Annotated in this window: 19 protein-coding genes; all 19 read left to right on the top strand. The window is 36.4% G+C overall.

Annotation, left to right across the window (positions count from 1 at the left end; all coding sequences use genetic code 11):
• Positions 1-100: 100 nt before the first annotated feature.
• The 19 genes from G9F74_RS03290 (at position 101) to G9F74_RS03200 (ending at position 16,398) form a co-directional block, all read left to right on the top strand.
• On the top strand, positions 101-373 hold the full coding sequence (locus tag G9F74_RS03290) for an HU family DNA-binding protein (protein ID WP_001043860.1): 273 nt from the start codon (positions 101-103) through the stop codon (positions 371-373).
• 120 nt (positions 374-493) lie between these two features.
• The gene (folE, locus tag G9F74_RS03285) at positions 494-1,063 is read left to right on the top strand and encodes a GTP cyclohydrolase I FolE (protein WP_001151479.1); all 570 of its coding nucleotides are present in this window, start codon (positions 494-496) and stop codon (positions 1,061-1,063) included.
• A 183-nt stretch (positions 1,064-1,246) separates the two neighbouring features.
• Entirely contained in the window at positions 1,247-1,996 is a 750-nt protein-coding gene (locus G9F74_RS03280) for a heptaprenyl diphosphate synthase component 1 (RefSeq protein ID WP_000332836.1), read from the top strand.
• A gap of 29 nt (positions 1,997-2,025) precedes the next feature.
• A complete protein-coding gene (gene menG, locus G9F74_RS03275; protein ID WP_001187664.1) occupies positions 2,026-2,739 on the top strand; it encodes a 2-heptaprenyl-1,4-naphthoquinone methyltransferase in 714 nt (237 codons plus the stop codon).
• Between the two features lie 31 nt (positions 2,740-2,770).
• Positions 2,771-3,733: a heptaprenyl diphosphate synthase component II gene (gene hepT, locus G9F74_RS03270; protein ID WP_000776088.1), complete on the top strand. Its 963-nt coding sequence runs from the start codon at positions 2,771-2,773 to the stop codon at positions 3,731-3,733.
• Between the two features lie 124 nt (positions 3,734-3,857).
• Complete coding sequence (gene ndk, locus G9F74_RS03265) at positions 3,858-4,304, top strand: nucleoside-diphosphate kinase (RefSeq protein ID WP_000415890.1); 447 nt, start codon at positions 3,858-3,860, stop codon at positions 4,302-4,304.
• 273 nt (positions 4,305-4,577) lie between these two features.
• Positions 4,578-5,750 carry a chorismate synthase gene (gene aroC / locus G9F74_RS03260; RefSeq protein WP_001269353.1) on the top strand — a complete coding sequence of 391 codons (1,173 nt, stop codon included), beginning with the start codon at positions 4,578-4,580 and terminating at the stop codon, positions 5,748-5,750.
• Complete coding sequence (gene aroB, locus G9F74_RS03255) at positions 5,750-6,835, top strand: 3-dehydroquinate synthase (RefSeq protein WP_016108081.1); 1,086 nt, start codon at positions 5,750-5,752, stop codon at positions 6,833-6,835. The genes aroC and aroB overlap by 1 nt, the downstream gene beginning before the upstream one ends.
• A gap of 133 nt (positions 6,836-6,968) precedes the next feature.
• Positions 6,969-8,081, top strand: a complete 1,113-nt coding sequence (gene hisC / locus G9F74_RS03250; RefSeq protein WP_001264040.1) for a histidinol-phosphate transaminase — start codon at positions 6,969-6,971, stop codon at positions 8,079-8,081.
• A 450-nt stretch (positions 8,082-8,531) separates the two neighbouring features.
• A complete protein-coding gene (locus G9F74_RS03245) occupies positions 8,532-9,794 on the top strand; it encodes a tetratricopeptide repeat protein (RefSeq protein WP_001168690.1) in 1,263 nt (420 codons plus the stop codon).
• Between the two features lie 73 nt (positions 9,795-9,867).
• Positions 9,868-10,404, top strand: coding sequence for a ReoY family proteolytic degradation factor (locus G9F74_RS03240; RefSeq protein ID WP_001095919.1), 537 nt, complete (start codon positions 9,868-9,870; stop codon positions 10,402-10,404).
• A gap of 153 nt (positions 10,405-10,557) precedes the next feature.
• Positions 10,558-11,013 carry a YpiF family protein gene (locus G9F74_RS03235; protein ID WP_016108082.1) on the top strand — a complete coding sequence of 152 codons (456 nt, stop codon included), beginning with the start codon at positions 10,558-10,560 and terminating at the stop codon, positions 11,011-11,013.
• Positions 11,014-11,156: 143 nt separating this feature from the next.
• Positions 11,157-11,669: a menaquinol-cytochrome c reductase iron-sulfur subunit gene (qcrA, locus tag G9F74_RS03230; protein ID WP_001290419.1), complete on the top strand. Its 513-nt coding sequence runs from the start codon at positions 11,157-11,159 to the stop codon at positions 11,667-11,669.
• The gene (qcrB, locus tag G9F74_RS03225; protein WP_000932700.1) at positions 11,670-12,344 is read left to right on the top strand and encodes a menaquinol-cytochrome c reductase cytochrome b subunit; all 675 of its coding nucleotides are present in this window, start codon (positions 11,670-11,672) and stop codon (positions 12,342-12,344) included.
• 43 nt (positions 12,345-12,387) lie between these two features.
• Positions 12,388-13,155 (top strand): menaquinol-cytochrome c reductase cytochrome b/c subunit, encoded by a 768-nt coding sequence (qcrC, locus tag G9F74_RS03220; protein ID WP_000554601.1) that lies wholly within the window; start codon positions 12,388-12,390, stop codon positions 13,153-13,155.
• A 111-nt stretch (positions 13,156-13,266) separates the two neighbouring features.
• Complete coding sequence (lhaT, locus tag G9F74_RS03215) at positions 13,267-13,857, top strand: lipoprotein heptaprenylglyceryl N-acetyltransferase LhaT (protein ID WP_000262817.1); 591 nt, start codon at positions 13,267-13,269, stop codon at positions 13,855-13,857.
• Positions 13,858-13,882: 25 nt separating this feature from the next.
• Entirely contained in the window at positions 13,883-14,566 is a 684-nt protein-coding gene (gene lit / locus G9F74_RS03210) for a lipoprotein intramolecular transacylase Lit (protein WP_000830607.1), read from the top strand.
• Between the two features lie 107 nt (positions 14,567-14,673).
• Positions 14,674-15,462 carry a sporulation protein YpjB gene (ypjB, locus tag G9F74_RS03205; protein WP_000831603.1) on the top strand — a complete coding sequence of 263 codons (789 nt, stop codon included), beginning with the start codon at positions 14,674-14,676 and terminating at the stop codon, positions 15,460-15,462.
• 255 nt (positions 15,463-15,717) lie between these two features.
• Positions 15,718-16,398 carry a zinc metallopeptidase gene (locus G9F74_RS03200; protein WP_000499539.1) on the top strand — a complete coding sequence of 227 codons (681 nt, stop codon included), beginning with the start codon at positions 15,718-15,720 and terminating at the stop codon, positions 16,396-16,398.
• The last annotated feature ends 89 nt before the right edge of the window (positions 16,399-16,487 follow it).

The raw sequence follows: 16,487 nt of genomic DNA, 5'->3' as shown, positions 1-16,487 counted from the left end.
CATCTTTGTAGTATAGAATTTGTAAAAATTGCCTACAAATGAAAGTAAGACTCATTTTATGATCATTATACAGTCTTATCTTTGGGAGGAGGTGAATGGCATGAACAAGACAGATTTAATCAATGCTGTTGCAGAAGCAAGTTCCCTTTCTAAAAAGGACGCAACAAAAGCAGTAGACGCTGTTTTTGATTCTATCTTAGAAGCTTTAAAACAAGGTGATAAAGTACAATTGATCGGATTCGGTAACTTCGAAGTTCGTGAGCGTGCGGCTCGTAAAGGTCGTAACCCACAAACAGGTGAGGAGATTGAAATCGCTGCAAGTAAAGTACCTGCATTCAAACCTGGTAAAGCGTTAAAAGATGCGGTTAAATAATCCTTACATATTAACAGGGAAGAAGAGTTTCCTTTTTGGGAACTCTTCTTTTTGCTTTTAAAAACATAAATATGCTAGAATGTGTTCGTATCACTTTTAGGTTTTCGGGAGGGCTAGCGGATGGCAAAAGTTAATTTAGAACAAATTGAACACGCAGTACGCCTTATTTTAGAGGCAATCGGAGATGACCCAAATCGTGAGGGAGTACTTGATACACCGAAGCGCGTTGCAAAAATGTACGCAGAAGTGTTCTCGGGGATGCATGAAGATCCAAAAGAGCATTTGCATAAAGTATTCGGAGAAGATCACGAAGAGCTTGTACTAGTAAAAGATATACCATTTTATTCGATGTGTGAGCATCATCTAGTTCCATTCTATGGAGTTGCTCACGTTGCATATATTCCGCAAGGCGGAAAGGTGACGGGGTTAAGTAAATTAGCTCGTACTGTAGATACAATTGCACGTCGTCCACAACTACAAGAACGTATTACATCAACAGTGGCTAATTCTATCATGGAAGTACTAGAGCCGCATGGTGTAATGGTAGTAGTAGAAGCAGAACATATGTGTATGACGATGCGTGGTGTGAAAAAACCAGGTGCGAAAACGATAACGACGGCAGTACGTGGTGTGCTTGAAAATGATGCTGCAGCGCGTAGTGAAATTTTATCTTTTATTAAAACGAAGTAAAGAAAAGCGGGAAACTGCTTTTCTTTTTTTTACAAGTAAATAAATGATATAGTGTTAGTTGGGCAGAGTGAGAATAGAAAGATTGCTTACATCAATGGAAGGTGTAGCCAAGTTTTGGTTATAGAAAATAGAATGTATGTGTTATAATAAGTTTTATGAATTAGAAAACAAGGGTGATTTTTTGTGTGTGACATCTACGGAGGGTATGCGGGTATAAAAGAGAAATTGATGGAGAAATTACGCCATCCTTATTTCATAAACTATATTGAAGAACCATGTATTGATGAAGAGAAAATAGCATTGTTATATGGAGCTTTAAAAAGTGAAAATTTACATATAGAACAAATTGAGCATTATGTAGTAACGATTATGCTTGTGCAAATTGCGCTTGATACACATGAAAGAGTATCAAACAAAGCGGGGGAAGAAGCGATTGAATCGCATAAACGCCGCCAGTTAACAGTACTTGCAGGTGATTACTATAGTGGGCTATATTATTACTTATTGTCTATGAATCGTGATATTGTTTTAATTCGCGCGCTTGCTGAAGGAATTAAAGAGATTAATGAACATAAAATTATGCTATACCAAAAAGCGCATGACAAGATGGATAACATAATGGAGAGTGTAGTAACGATTGAATCTGCGCTCCTTCAAAAAACATGTGATCATTTCCATTTATCACATTGGAAACCATTTATAACGTATGTATTAGGGAAAAATCGTCTCCAAAAAGAATGTCAACTGTATGCTGATAAACAACATTCACCTGTTTTTCAAGCAGTGCAAGAGGCTTTAGGGGATAAAGCTGATGCAGAAACAGTTATTAATGAATGGATGATGGAATTACGAAAGAAAGAAGATCAATTTTTAGAAGATCACACAGACATAAGTGAAATAAATTCTGTGTTAAGAGATAAATCGAAGACATAAGCAATTTTACATTGGAAGAAGGTACGAGCATGCAACAATCAAAAGAAGAAAGAGTACATGATGTATTTGAGAAAATTTCAGATAAATACGATGTGATGAATTCTGTAATTAGTTTTCAAAGACATAAAGCATGGCGTAAAGAGACGATGCGTATTATGGATGTAAAACCTGGCAGTAAAGCGCTTGATGTGTGCTGCGGGACAGCGGATTGGACAATTGCGCTAGCAGGAGCTGTAGGTGAGCAGGGGAAGGTTGTTGGCCTAGACTTCAGTGAAAACATGTTATCTGTCGGTAAACAAAAGGTAGAGGCGTTACAATTAAAACAAGTAGAACTTCTACATGGAAATGCAATGGAACTTCCATTTGAAGATCATACATTTGATTATGTAACGATTGGATTTGGTTTGCGTAACGTACCAGATTATTTACACGTATTAAAAGAAATGACACGTGTAGTAAAACCAGGTGGTAAAGTAATCTGCCTAGAAACATCGCAACCAACAATGATTGGTTTTCGACAAGGGTATATTTTATACTTTAAATATATCATGCCGTTATTTGGAAAGATGTTTGCGAAAAGCTATAAAGAATATTCATGGCTTCAAGAATCCGCTAGTACATTCCCAGGGATGAAAGAATTGGCTCAAATGTTTGAGGAAGCTGGACTTGAACGTGTACAAGTGAAACCATTTACTTTTGGAGTAGCAGCGATGCATTTAGGTATGAAACCAGAATCAAAATAGAAAAAAGAAGTTTTAGGTTAAGGTGAACAATATGAAGTTACAACTTATGTACTCTTTTTTACGATCGGATATTAATGTAATAGAAAAAGAATTAAAAAAGACAGTTGCTTCTGAACAGCCATTAGTAGAAGAGGCGGCATTACAACTCATTGAAGCTGGTGGGAAGCGAATTCGTCCTGTATTCGTGTTGCTTGCAGGGAAATTTGGGGATTATAAGTTAGACGCAATTAAGCACGTCGCTGTTGCGTTGGAACTTATTCATATGGCTTCTCTCGTTCACGATGACGTTATTGATGCAGCGTTTTTACGACGCGGTAGTGCGACTGTGAATGCGAAATGGGGAGATCGTATTGCAATGTATACAGGAGACTATCTGTTTGCTAAGTCTCTTGAATGTGTAACAAATATCGAAATTCCAGAGGCGCATCAGGCACTGTCGCATACAATTTTAGAAGTATGTAAAGGTGAAATTGAACAAATTAAAGATAAATATAACTATGACCAAAATTTACGAACGTATTTAAGAAGGATAAAGCGAAAAACAGCATTATTAATTGCTGCGAGTTGTCAGCTAGGGGCGATTGCTGCTGGTGCTAATCGTGATATGGTAAATCGTTTGTTTTGGTATGGGTATTTCGTAGGAATGTCTTATCAAATTATTGATGACATTTTAGATTTCGTTTCAACAGAAGAGAAACTTGGAAAACCTGCTGGTGGTGACTTACTACAAGGAAATATTACGCTGCCTGCTTTATATGCGATGGAAGATCCAATACTCCGCAAGAAAATCACTTCTGTACATGAAAATACAACAGCAAGTGAAATGAAAGAAATTATTGATGCTGTAAAAAATAGTACAGCTATTGATCAAGCATTTGCGTTTAGCGAACGTTATTTACATAAAGCATTGGAAATAATAAAACCACTCCCACGTGGGCAAGCAAAGTATGCATTACAAAATGTTGCAAAGTATATTGGAAAACGAAAATTTTAGTGTTTATTCTAAAAAATAAAATAATCTCTCTATTTCAAAACTATTGCACAATTGTGATAAGGGTGTTAATATGTGTGTGGGGATATACAATTACATACATAATTCAGAAGTGGAGAGATTTTTTATGGAAAAAACATTTCTAATGGTAAAACCAGACGGTGTACAACGTGCCTTCATTGGGGAAATTGTAGCTCGTTTTGAGAAAAAGGGCTTTCAATTAGTTGGTGCAAAATTAATGCAAGTCACTCCGGAAATTGCTGGACAACACTACGGTGAGCATAAGGAAAAACCTTTCTTTGGTGAATTAGTAGACTTTATTACATCTGGACCTGTATTTGCAATGGTATGGCAAGGTGAAGGTGTAGTAGATACAGCTCGTAATATGATGGGTAAAACAAGACCACATGAAGCGGCTCCTGGAACAATTCGTGGAGATTTCGGTGTAACTGTTGCGAAAAACATTATCCACGGTTCTGATTCTTTAGAAAGCGCAGAGCGCGAGATTGCTATTTTCTTTAAAGAAGAAGAATTGGTAGACTACTCAAAATTAATGAATGAATGGATTTACTAATTATTTTGAAATAATTTGTAAACGCTTTAATCACTGTGATAATAGTAAAAAGTGCAAGAAGAATAGGGGTATTCTTCTTGCACTTTTTTTATTTGGATTAGTTACGAAGTTAGAGCGGTTATGATATATTGATATGTAAAGTAAAAGGCCTATCGGAGAATAAGCGAATGGCTGATCAATCATATAATTTCTTTCATATTTTTAGAGTAATGAAAGATAATATCATTGCTTAATATAGCGAGATAAATACATATACGAAAAGAGGAATAACGTATGCGATATATTACAGCTGGTGAATCTCATGGTCCACAACTTACAACGATTATAGAAGGTATTCCAGCAGGGCTGCCTTTAGTAGCGGATGATATAAATGAAGAGTTAGCTAGAAGGCAAAAGGGATATGGGCGTGGTAGACGCATGCAAATTGAAACAGATCAAGTGCAAATTGCAAGTGGTGTTAGACATGGAGAGACATTAGGTTCTCCAATTGCACTTGTTGTTGAAAATCGTGATTTTGCACACTGGACAAAAATTATGGGTGCAGAGTCGTTAACGGAACAAGAAGAAAAAGAAATGAAGAGGAAAGTAACAAAACCAAGACCTGGACATGCTGATTTAAATGGTGCGATTAAATATGGTCATAGAGATATGAGAAATGTACTTGAACGTTCTTCAGCACGCGAAACGACAGTGCGTGTTGCTGCTGGTGCGGTTGCTAAAAAAGTGTTAGCGGAACTTGGTATTACAGTGGCAGGCCATGTAATTGAAATTGGCGGTGTACAAGCTAAGGAGATTACGTATCGTTCAATTGAAGAATTAAAAAGTATTACAGAAGCATCACCTGTACGTTGTTTAGATGAAGAAGCTGGCAACCAAATGATAAAAGCAATTGATGATGCGAAAGCAAATGGTGATTCAATCGGTGGCATCGTTGAAGTAATTGTGGAAGGAATGCCAATTGGAGTAGGAAGTTATGTGCATTATGATCGAAAACTGGATGCGAAATTAGCAGCCGCGATTATGAGCATTAATGCCTTTAAAGGTGTTGAGATTGGAATTGGTTTTGAAGCAGCGCATAGACCCGGAAGTGAAGTTCATGATGAAATTCTGTGGAATGAAGCACGTGGATATACACGAAGAACGAATCATGCAGGTGGATTAGAAGGCGGTATGACGACTGGAATGCCAATTGTTGTGCGCGGTGTGATGAAACCGATACCTACACTATATAAACCTCTTCAAAGTGTGGATATTGATACGAAAGAACCTTTTACAGCAAGCATTGAACGTTCAGATAGTTGTGCTGTACCAGCAGCTAGTGTCGTTGCAGAAGCTGTTGTGGCTTGGGAATTAGCGACTGCTTTAATAGAACAATTTGGATTAGATCGTATGGATCTTATTCGTGAAAATATGGAGAAACATAATGAATATGCGAGGGGATTTTAATGGAAAACATACATATTCAAACGAAATCAAAAGAATATGATGTACATGTTGGGAAAGAGGCATTATTACATTTGACAACATTTGTTCAAAATATGCAGCCAGTTGTATCTAACGTAATGATCATTTCAGATGAAGTTGTTGCATCTTTACATTTACAGACAGTTGTGAATGCATTGCAAGTAGAGCAAGAAGTATTTTCATTCGTTGTACCGAGTGGTGAAAAAGAGAAGTCTTTTGAAAATTTCTATGCGGCTCATACGTCAGCTCTTGAAAATAAATTAGATAGAAATTCTTTAATTATCGCACTTGGAGGCGGAATGATTGGAGATTTGGCTGGTTTTGTTGCTGCGTCGTTTATGCGTGGCATTCGCTTTGTCCAAGTTCCAACGACTTTATTAGCTCACGATAGTGCAGTAGGCGGGAAAGTAGCAATTAACCATCCGTTAGGGAAGAATATGATTGGTGCATTCCATCAGCCAGAAGCGGTTGTATATCATACACCATTTTTATACTCTCTTCCTGAAAAAGAATGGCGTTCAGGTTTTGCAGAAGTGATAAAACATGCTTTGATTGGTGATGTTGAACTGTGTCATTGGTTAAAAGAAGAAGTGCAAACATTGGCGGATCTTCGTGATGAGAAGTTAATTCACATATTAATGAAGGCGATTCCTGTAAAAGCAAATATTGTATCACAAGATGAAACAGAAAAAGGTGTACGTGCTCATTTGAACTTTGGACATACGCTAGGGCATGCTCTTGAAAAAGAGATTGGATATGGAAATATTACTCACGGTGACGGAGTAGCAGTTGGGATGTTATTTGCTTTATTTTTAAGTGAGCAAGTGTATAAAGTTGATCTTGCTTATGAAGAGATAAAGCAGTGGTTCTTGCAATACGGCTATCCAAAAATGCCAAGCGATTTGAATGTAGAGCGCCTCGTTCAACTGATGAAACAAGATAAGAAAGCGAATGCTGGAACAATTCATATGGTACTTATGCAGGAATATGGGGTGGTGAACGTCGTATCTATTCCTGATGAGACTGTTCATATTGCGTTAGAAGCATTTCAAAAGGATATGGCTTAAAAATATAGGGACAGTTATGAAGTGCTTATTTAGAGGTGTTTTCGTAATAGTGACGGTTATGATAAAAGATTACAGTAAGGGATTATAATCCCTTACTGTAATCGAATTCAATAAAATGACTGGGGGAAGAAAAATGAGAGTGAAAGAGCAATTGTTAACTTTGAGAGCATATGTACCTGGGAAAAATATTGAAGAAGTAAAAAGAGAATATGGATTATCAAAAATTGTGAAATTAGCATCGAACGAAAATCCATTCGGTTGTTCTACAAATGTGACAGAAGCGTTAACATCATTAGTGAGTCAATACGCTCTTTATCCAGATGGATATGCTTTTGAACTTCGGACAAAAGTAGCTGATCATTTAGGTGTAAAAGCGGAACAACTGTTATTTGGTAGTGGGTTAGATGAAGTTATTCAAATGATTAGCCGTGCCTTACTACATGAAGGAACAAATGTTGTAATGGCGAATCCTACATTCTCGCAATACCATCACCATGCTGTTATTGAAGGGGCAGAAGTTCGTGAAGTATCACTTAAAGATGGCATTCACGATTTAGATGCAATGTTACAACAAGTAGATGATAAAACGAAGATTGTGTGGATTTGTAATCCGAATAACCCGACAGGTACATATGTAGAGAAACAAAAATTACTTTCATTTTTAGAATCAGTACCTAAGTCAGCGCTCGTTATTATGGATGAAGCATATTATGAATATGCGGAAGCAAAAGACTATCCGCAAACATTGCCACTTCTTGAAAAATATGAAAATCTTATGGTATTACGTACATTTTCAAAAGCATATGGCTTAGCTGCTTTTCGAATTGGATATGCGATTGGTGATGCGAAGTTAATCGGGCAGTTGGAAGTAGCAAGGTTACCGTTCAATACATCGACTGTAGCCCAAGCTGTAGCAATAGCTGCATTAGAAGATCAAACATTTTTACAAGACTGTGTGCAAAAAAATGCTGAAGGGTTAAATCAATACTATGCATTTTGTAAGGAATATAACGTATTCTATTATCCGTCTCAAACAAATTTCATTTTCTTAAAACTTGGTATTTCTGGTAATGAAGCTTTCGAACGATTAATGAAGAAAGGATATATTGTTCGTTCTGGTGCTGCATTTGGAATACATGATGGCATTCGTATTACCGTCGGATTGAAAGAAGAAAATGATGAAATTATAGAATTACTGAAAGAGCTTGTAAATGAGCAAGTTAAGAAAGAAGAAACCTATTCTTAAGAAATTGTGAAGGCTCCTTTTATAGGAGTCTTTTTTATCCCGCATGAACAGCTCCTAAAAGCTTGGTTGGTGTTGCTTCATAATTAATAAGGGAAGTTATTTGCACGGTCATGAAAGAAAACGGTACAATAGAAAGTAGTGAGGGATCGGTGTCACATCCGAACTTTTTGAACAAGTAGCTACGCTATAAGAAAAAGTACAAGAAGGAGCATGCCCATTCTAAAGGTTGCGTTATAATAGTGCGTTGCTTATGATAAAGTGAAACTTTAATCAGTGGGGGATGTTTATCCCCCGCTAATTATTAGTTGAACCAATCGGGCTTTTATGGGCAGTTGATCCCCAAACTAACTTCTTTGCCTTAGCTGAATTTTGAGGTGGGGGTCTGACTGCCCGTTAATAGCGGGATAAATGAACAGAAGAGAATATTTTTTAGAATTAAAGGAGACGTTTATGCAAAAGTTTGAACAAGCTGTGTCATATATTGAAAATGGTGAAGCGGAAAAAGGATTACAATTATTAAAAGAACAATTACAAGTTGCGAATGATGAAGAGAAGTATGATATCGCTCGCTACTATCATACACTTGGGTTTACGGATGAGGCGCTAGTAATAACAGAAGATTTACGTTTGCTATATCCGGAAGAGAGTGAATTTACGGTATTTTTAGCAGAATTATATATTGATTTAGATAAAGAAGATGAAGCGATTGAAGTACTTCATGATATTCCAGAAAATGATGATTTATATGTTCAATCGTTATTGCTTGTTGCAGATTTATTCCAAATGCAAGGTTTTGATGATGTAGCAGAGCAAAAACTATTAAAGGCGAAAGAATTGATGCCTGACGAACCTGTTATTACGTTTGGATTAGCAGAATTATATAGTAGTAAAGGTGAAGAACAAAAGGCAATTACTTATTACGAGTCGCTATTAGCGGAACATAAAGTAATGGGGGGTGTTGTCATTGCACTTCGTCTCGCAGAAACGTTAAGTGCAATTGGAAACTGGGAAGAAGCGATCTCTTACTATGAAGCAGGCTTAGAGGAGCAAAAAGATATTCACTCCTTATTTGGATATGCTTTCACATTATATCAAGGAGAAGAATATCAAAGAGCAATTGGTGCTTGGCAAGAACTAAAAGAATTAGATCCTGAGTACGCATCACTATACATGTATTTAGCGAAAAGCTATGAAAAAGAAGGAATGCTGCAAGAAAGCTATGAAACACTTCAAGAAGGAATTAAAGTAGATGAGCTTGCTGTTCCGTTTTATGTAGAATTAGCGAGCATTGCAGCTAAATTAGGAAAAGTAGCAGAGGCAGAGGAAGTGCTTCAAAAAGCGCTTGAGTTAGATCCAGGACATTTAGGTGCAATATTAAAATATGCATATATTTTAAAAGGACAAGAAAAGTATGAAGAGTTAATCACAGTTGTAGAGCGTGCTATTGATAGCGGAGAGCCAGATACACAACTACTTTGGGATCTTGCGTTTGCAAAAAAACAATTAGAAATGTATTCGGATGCATTAAAGCACTATGAAAGTGCATATACTTCTTTTAAGAATCATCCAGACTTCTTGGAAGAGTACGGTTATTTCTTATTGGAAGAAGGAATGCGAAAAGAGGCCAAAGAAGTGTTTACTCAGTTATTACAACTAGACCCGACACAAATTCATATTGAAGAGTTGTTATATAATTTAGAGGATTTTTCATAAGTTGGAAGGAAACTGAATGCCGCTTCTTGAATCTAAAAAGAAAAGAGAAAGACAGAGGAGGGACTTAATTGCTATGAATACCCCTGTTTCTGTAAACGAGAAGAAGGATTTTGTGAAATGGTTTTTGAATAATTACCAACTGAAACAGCGTGAATGTGTATGGATTTTGAATTATTTAATGAGTCACGACCAATTAATGCATAAAGTCCACTTCGTAGAGCATGCAAAATATTGTCCGCGTGGCTTAGTGATGTCAGCAAATTGCGTGAAAGACACACCGTTTCACTTTTTTAAACAAAATGTTATGACAACAGATGCTGAAAAATCGTTTCATGATATTCGTTTAAATCGAGATGAGGATATTTATATTCAACTCAACTTTAAATCATCGTTCCAAAACGCAAACTATGTAGCTGTATTAGAAGACAATCCATATTTACCAAAGCATATTGAAGTAAATGAAAAAGATCGTTTACTTGCAGAGAGATTTTTAGAAGAGAGTGTATTTTCATTTAGAAGAGAACGTCTTTTGAAACAAATTGATGAAGCGTTGGATAAGCAAGATAAGGAAGCGTTTCATAGGTTAACGGCGGAGTTAAAGACTTTATAGGATTTATTTGAATTATTAAATTTTTACAAATTTCGGACTTTTTTAAGAAAAACTACCTATCTTGGGTGGTTTTTCTTTTTTTACCCCTTTTAGTATGGTTTAATATATATAAAGTGAAAGTTCTGTCATTTTAGCTGGAGGGAGGGAAGAAATGTGAAATGGATTGTAAAAGACGTGGAACAGTTTGAGCAAGCAAGGGAGTATATAGATACAGGGGTAATACCTCTTTTGTCAATTTCAGCAGCAAAAGAAATGAAAACGGTAGTAGAACAAGGTGAATTTATTGAATTGTTGAGTATGGAGTTGGAAAGAGAATATAAAGGAAGAGTGCTTTTACTACCTGCATTTACGTATTTAGTAGAAAGTCAAAAGAATGAAAAAGCTCGTTTGCAAGAATGGACAGATCATTTACAAAGTCAAGGCTTTAAACATATTGCTTATGTTACAAGTGATTTTTCATGGAAAGAAGATATGCAAGAGTTACAGGGGGATTTATTTTGGTTACCCTCATTAGCGTTAGAACAATTTAGTGATCAAGCGAAGAGAGAAGTCATTCACGCTCATATAAAAAATATAATGGTAATGTTAGAAGAAAAATGGGGAAAATAGTAATAAACAGAAAGTTCTTATTATTATGAGTAGTATGATATTGACCTGTGCTTGAGGGTATTATATCATGATAGTGTCCTAGTATTTATTTTTTATATTATTTTTCACGAGGGGACAATTTCTGATAGAGGGGGGAAATTTTCGTGAGCGAGAAAGAACATCGTGTGTCAAGAAGACAGTTTTTAAATTACACACTTACAGGAGTAGGAGGCTTTATGGCAGCGGGTATTTTAATGCCGATGACGCGATTTGCGCTTGATCCGGTGTTAAGAAAAGAAGCGGGAACAGATATGGTTGCTGTTGCGCAAGTAAAGGATATTACAACAGAGCCGAAGCGTTTCGACTTTAAGGTGAAACAGGTTGACGGATGGTACAAGTCTGAAGAGCCAAAATCTGCTTGGGTGCATAAAGATGAAAGCGGAGACATCGTTGCATTTTCTCCAGTGTGTAAACATTTAGGGTGTACAGTGAACTGGAATTCGGACAAAGCACATCCGAATCAATTCTTTTGCCCTTGTCACGGAGGACGTTATACAAAAGATGGTATGAACATTAAAGGCACACCGCCACTTGCTCCGCTTGATGTGTACGAGTCTAAAGTGAAAGATGGAACGCTGTATTTAGGAAAAGCGAAGCCAAAAGGGGGTGCAAAGTAGATGCTAAATAAAATTTATGATTGGGTAGATGAACGTTTAGATATTACACCGATATGGCGCGATATCGCTGATCATGAAGTACCTGAACATGTAAACCCGGCACATCACTTTTCTGCATTCGTTTATTGCTTTGGAGGACTTACCTTTTTCGTTACTGTAATTCAAATTTTATCTGGAATGTTTTTGACGATGTATTATGTGCCTGATATTAAAAATGCGTGGGAATCTGTTTACTATTTACAAAATGAAGTTGCGTACGGGCAAATTGTTCGTGGTATGCACCACTGGGGTGCTAGTCTCGTAATTGTAATGATGTTTTTACATACACTCAGAGTTTTCTTCCAAGGTGCGTATAAAAAACCTCGTGAGTTAAACTGGATTGTTGGTGTTCTTATTTTCTTTGTTATGTTAGGTCTTGGTTTTACCGGATATTTATTACCGTGGGATATGAAAGCGTTATTTGCTACGAAAGTAGGGATTCAAATCGCAGAGCAAACGCCGCTCATTGGTCCTTATATTAAAACATTACTCGCTGGTCATTCCGAAATTGTTGGCGCTCAAACATTAACTCGCTTCTTTGCTATTCACGTCTTCTTCTTACCAGCAGCACTTCTAGGTTTAATGGCCTTCCACTTCATCATGATTCGCAAACAAGGTATTTCCGGTCCACTATAAGAGATTGCTAAATTAAAGGGGAAAGAACTAAAGGAGGGAGATTATGCATCGCGGCAAAGGAATGAAATTTGTAGGAGATTCTCGAGTACCAGTAGCTCGGAAACCAAATATTCCAAAAGATTATTCTGAATACCCAGGAAAAACAGAAGCATTTTGGCCGAACTTCTTGTTAAAAGAATGGATGGTTGGTGCAGTTTTTTTAATCGGTTATTTATGTTTAACAGTGGCACATCCGTCACCGCTTGAGAGAATGGCGGATCCGACAGATGCCGGATATATACCACTTCCAGATTGGTATTTCTTATTTTTGTATCAGTTACTAAAGTATTCTTATGCTTCTGGTTCATTTACTGTAATTGGAGCGTTTATTATGCCAGGGATTGCGTTCGGAGCATTGCTGTTAGCTCCATTTCTCGATCGAGGTCCAGAAAGACGCCCGTTGAAGCGTCCTGTAGCCACTGGATTTATGCTTTTAGCAATTGCATCGATTATCTTTTTAACTTGGGAATCTGTAGCACACCACGACTGGGAAGCTGCAAAGAAACAAGGCGCAATTGTAAAAACAGCACCAGTTGATAAAAATGATGACGGCTACAAGTTAATGCAAAAAAATACTTGTTTAACGTGTCATGGTGATAATTTACAAGGCGGGGCGGCAGCACCAGCTTTGCAGAACTTAACTTTAAAACCTGAAGAAATCGCTAAAATTGCGAAAGATGGAAAAGGTTCCATGCCTAAAGGTGTATTTAAAGGTACGGATGAAGAACTGAAAAAGCTTTCGGAATTCGTTGCAAAGTATAATAAAAAATAATAGAAAAGCTGACTACAAATTTTGTGGTCAGCTTTTTATTTTGATGACAGAAAGTTTACTATATAATAGAGTAGAGTTTGAGGAAAGAATGAAAGGTGTTGGACATACAGCTTGGTTTACTTGTATGCAATGTTAAGACAACGCTCAGTATTATTATTTTTATTGATTGTTAACATACTAGGTACAATTTACGGATTTATATGGTATGGAAATCAATTAAAAGAAACGTCACCTATATTTTGGCCGTTTGTACCAGATAGTCCTATGGCGACTCTCTTTTTTGTCTTTGTTTTAATTGCTTTCTTGGTAAAGCGAAACTGGGGATTAATAGAGGCGCTGGCAATTGTAACTTTAATAAAATATGGTATATGGGCTGTTGTTGTAAATGTGGTTATGATTTATGTAAAAGGTCCTATTGGCTTGATGGGGTATATGTTAATGCTATCGCATTTTGCAATGGCAGTGCAGGGAGTGTTATATGCTCCGTTTTACCGTATAAAAAAATGGCATTTTGTAGTAGCAGGTATATGGACATTACATAATGACGCAATTGATTATTTATTTTGGCAAATGCCGAGATACGGAATTATGCATTTGTTTGTAGAGAAAATTGGTTATTTTACATTTTGGTTAAGTATTGTCGTACTGTGCATCACATACTATTATTGCTTACGTGAGCGCCGAAAACAGTTTTCTTTATGATGGTGTGAACATTTAGGGGGAGAAAATGAAGAGAAGTAAGAGTGGAAAAATATTGGATCGATTGATTACGTTAGTTGTTTCATATAGCATAGCATTTTCTATTTTTGCACTTGCAACAATGGCAGTTATATATGGAAAATGGCTGTATTATTTTGAAATTGATTTTTTAAACATTCCAGATTTAGCGGATATGACAAAAGATGAAATTAAGAGAAATTATGATGTGCTAATTACATATTTATCTCCGTTTTATGACGGAGCATTACATTTACCGACATTAGATATGTCTACAAATGGTCGTATTCATTTTGTAGATGTTAAAAATATTATAGTAAAGATTCAATATGTGATGTATGCGACAATTATGATTGTAGTGATAGGCGGCGTTTATTTATTAAAAAGAAAAAACGAAAAATTTTTACTGCATGGATCGATTGTAACAATTATATTTCCGATAGCACTGGTGTTGCCAATCGCTATTAATTTTGAAAAGAGTTTTGTATTATTCCATAAGCTGTTATTCAGTAACGATTATTGGATGTTTGATATTGAATCGGATCCGATTATTTTAATGCTACCAGAAGAATTTTTTATGCATGCGGCGTGTGCTATTTTATTATTCATTTTAGGTGGTAGTATACTTTGTTACAGCTTGTATAGATATTTCGTAAAAAAGAAAAGGATTTCAAAGGAAAAATTCTCTGCTTAAAGAGAATTTTTTTGTTTGTAAAACGATAATATATTTTTCGGGGCAGTTCTGTTCTATTCTTGTCCAATTCCACATATTTTGTACTAGTAGTTATAGGGGGGACCGGGATGAAGAGAACATTAATTGGATTGATAGCATTTCTAATTATAATGTTTCCGTTACGTATATATGCTGAAGAGTGGAGTGAACTAACGGGGTTGCTAGACGACTCGTTACAGTTAGTGAAGCGTAATGAAGATGAAAAAGCAGTACAAGTATTACAATATTTCTCGGAGCAGTTTTTAGTGAAGGGGAATGAAAAGAAGCAAGAAGTAACACCAGATCAAATTAGAGTCATTTCTTTAGCTTACGACAAAGCGAAACAATCTCTCTCGGAAGAAGATTTAGGTAAGCAAGTTAAAATTGATAATGTGATAGCATTACAACTTGCTGTTGATGCGCAAGTATCGAAATATCAACCGCTTTGGATGGAAAGAGAAGGGAAAGTAATGGATGCTTTTTCTCAAATGGAAAAAGCGATGAAAAAAGAAGATACTGGACAGTTTCAGCAAACGTTAAATACATTCTTAAATGAATTTAATATTATTTACCCAAGCCTAATGATTGCTTTGCCAGAAAACGAGGTGCAACGTGTAAATGCTCATTTATCTTATTTGGATGAATTTCGTAACGTTATGTTAAAAACGAAAGGTGGGCAAATGCAATTAGGAATCATTAAAGGAGATTTGCAAAAGATATTTCACACAGTAAAAAAAGATGAAATTGCCCCCTCTCTCATTTGGTTTATGACAATTACTGGAGGACTTATTTTATTCACATTAACTTATGTTGGATGGAGAAAGTATAAAGGTGAGCGAGAGAAAAGAAAAAGTAATGTACATTCTAAAAATAGATAATGCGATAAAGTGAAACTTTAATCAGTGGGGAGGTTCATACCTCATTGATTATTAGCCCTCATCAATCGGGCGTTTACGGGCAGTGGATATACCGCTTAAGTTCTTTGCTCCAGCAGAATTTTGAGGTGGGAGTCTAACTGTCTACAAATAGCGGGATAAATAAAGATACGGATTGTAAGGTTTATTCATTGACAATGGTGGCAGAAAAAAATAGAATGAGAAGTACTATAATTAAAACTTCAATGGAGGTTCATGATGTTTTATTTAATTTACTTCGCGATCATTTTGATCATACCGTTGTATGCACAGTCAAAAGTACGTAGTGCCTATAGCAAGTATTCACAAGTTTATTCAACATCAGGTATGACAGGAGCAGAAGTGGCTCGGAAAATTTTAGATGAAAACGGATTATACAACGTAGCTGTAGAAGAAACGCCAGGTCATTTATCAGACCATTATGATCCAACTGCCAAAACAGTTCGATTATCAACAGATAACTACTATGGCCATTCAGTTGCTGGTACAGCAGTAGCAGCACACGAAGTAGGGCATGCGATTCAAGATGCAAAAGATTATAATTTCATGCGTGTTCGTCATTCATTAGTGCCAGTTGCTAATTTTGGCTCGAATATGTCTTGGGTTTTCGTCTTAATTGGTGTGTTTGCACAAATGTCTGGTTTATTGTTGCTAGGAATTATTTTGATGGCAGCAGGTGTTGTTTTTCAACTTGTTACATTACCAGTTGAGTTTGATGCATCAAAACGCGCAATGCAACAAATTGAAGCACTTGGTATCGTATCGACAGATGAGTACGGCCAAGCTCGTAAAGTATTAAATGCGGCAGCATTAACATATGTAGCAGCTGCAGCTGTAGCTGTATTTGAATTATTACGTCTTGTATTAATATATACTGGTATGCAGCGTAGCGACGACTAAAGACTATCAATTTGAAGTGCACCCCAATTGTTAGACACATAATTAACAATTGGAGGTGCATTTTTTATGGCTAAATTTTCTTCAAAAGA

This window comes from Bacillus sp. EKM202B, assembly GCF_011066025.1.
GTDB lineage: Bacteria > Bacillota > Bacilli > Bacillales > Bacillaceae_G > Bacillus_A > Bacillus_A toyonensis.
The sequence above is the reverse complement of the archived record's forward strand: the minus strand, read 5'-3'. Positions and strand labels throughout refer to the sequence as shown.

What these genes read in the sequence shown, in the direction of transcription:
- lit (WP_000830607.1), top strand. Translation starts at nt 13,883, where the DNA reads ATGAAGAGAAGTAAGAGTGGAAAAATATTGGATCGATTGATTACGTTA.
- qcrB (WP_000932700.1), top strand. Translation starts at nt 11,670, where the DNA reads ATGCTAAATAAAATTTATGATTGGGTAGATGAACGTTTAGATATTACA.
- folE (WP_001151479.1), top strand. Translation starts at nt 494, where the DNA reads ATGGCAAAAGTTAATTTAGAACAAATTGAACACGCAGTACGCCTTATT.
- G9F74_RS03200 (WP_000499539.1), top strand. Translation starts at nt 15,718, where the DNA reads ATGTTTTATTTAATTTACTTCGCGATCATTTTGATCATACCGTTGTAT.
- aroB (WP_016108081.1), top strand. Translation starts at nt 5,750, where the DNA reads ATGGAAAACATACATATTCAAACGAAATCAAAAGAATATGATGTACAT.
- menG (WP_001187664.1), top strand. Translation starts at nt 2,026, where the DNA reads ATGCAACAATCAAAAGAAGAAAGAGTACATGATGTATTTGAGAAAATT.
- G9F74_RS03290 (WP_001043860.1), top strand. Translation starts at nt 101, where the DNA reads ATGAACAAGACAGATTTAATCAATGCTGTTGCAGAAGCAAGTTCCCTT.
- hepT (WP_000776088.1), top strand. Translation starts at nt 2,771, where the DNA reads ATGAAGTTACAACTTATGTACTCTTTTTTACGATCGGATATTAATGTA.
- aroC (WP_001269353.1), top strand. Translation starts at nt 4,578, where the DNA reads ATGCGATATATTACAGCTGGTGAATCTCATGGTCCACAACTTACAACG.
- ypjB (WP_000831603.1), top strand. Translation starts at nt 14,674, where the DNA reads ATGAAGAGAACATTAATTGGATTGATAGCATTTCTAATTATAATGTTT.
- hisC (WP_001264040.1), top strand. Translation starts at nt 6,969, where the DNA reads ATGAGAGTGAAAGAGCAATTGTTAACTTTGAGAGCATATGTACCTGGG.
- G9F74_RS03240 (WP_001095919.1), top strand. Translation starts at nt 9,868, where the DNA reads ATGAATACCCCTGTTTCTGTAAACGAGAAGAAGGATTTTGTGAAATGG.
- G9F74_RS03245 (WP_001168690.1), top strand. Translation starts at nt 8,532, where the DNA reads ATGCAAAAGTTTGAACAAGCTGTGTCATATATTGAAAATGGTGAAGCG.
- ndk (WP_000415890.1), top strand. Translation starts at nt 3,858, where the DNA reads ATGGAAAAAACATTTCTAATGGTAAAACCAGACGGTGTACAACGTGCC.
- qcrC (WP_000554601.1), top strand. Translation starts at nt 12,388, where the DNA reads ATGCATCGCGGCAAAGGAATGAAATTTGTAGGAGATTCTCGAGTACCA.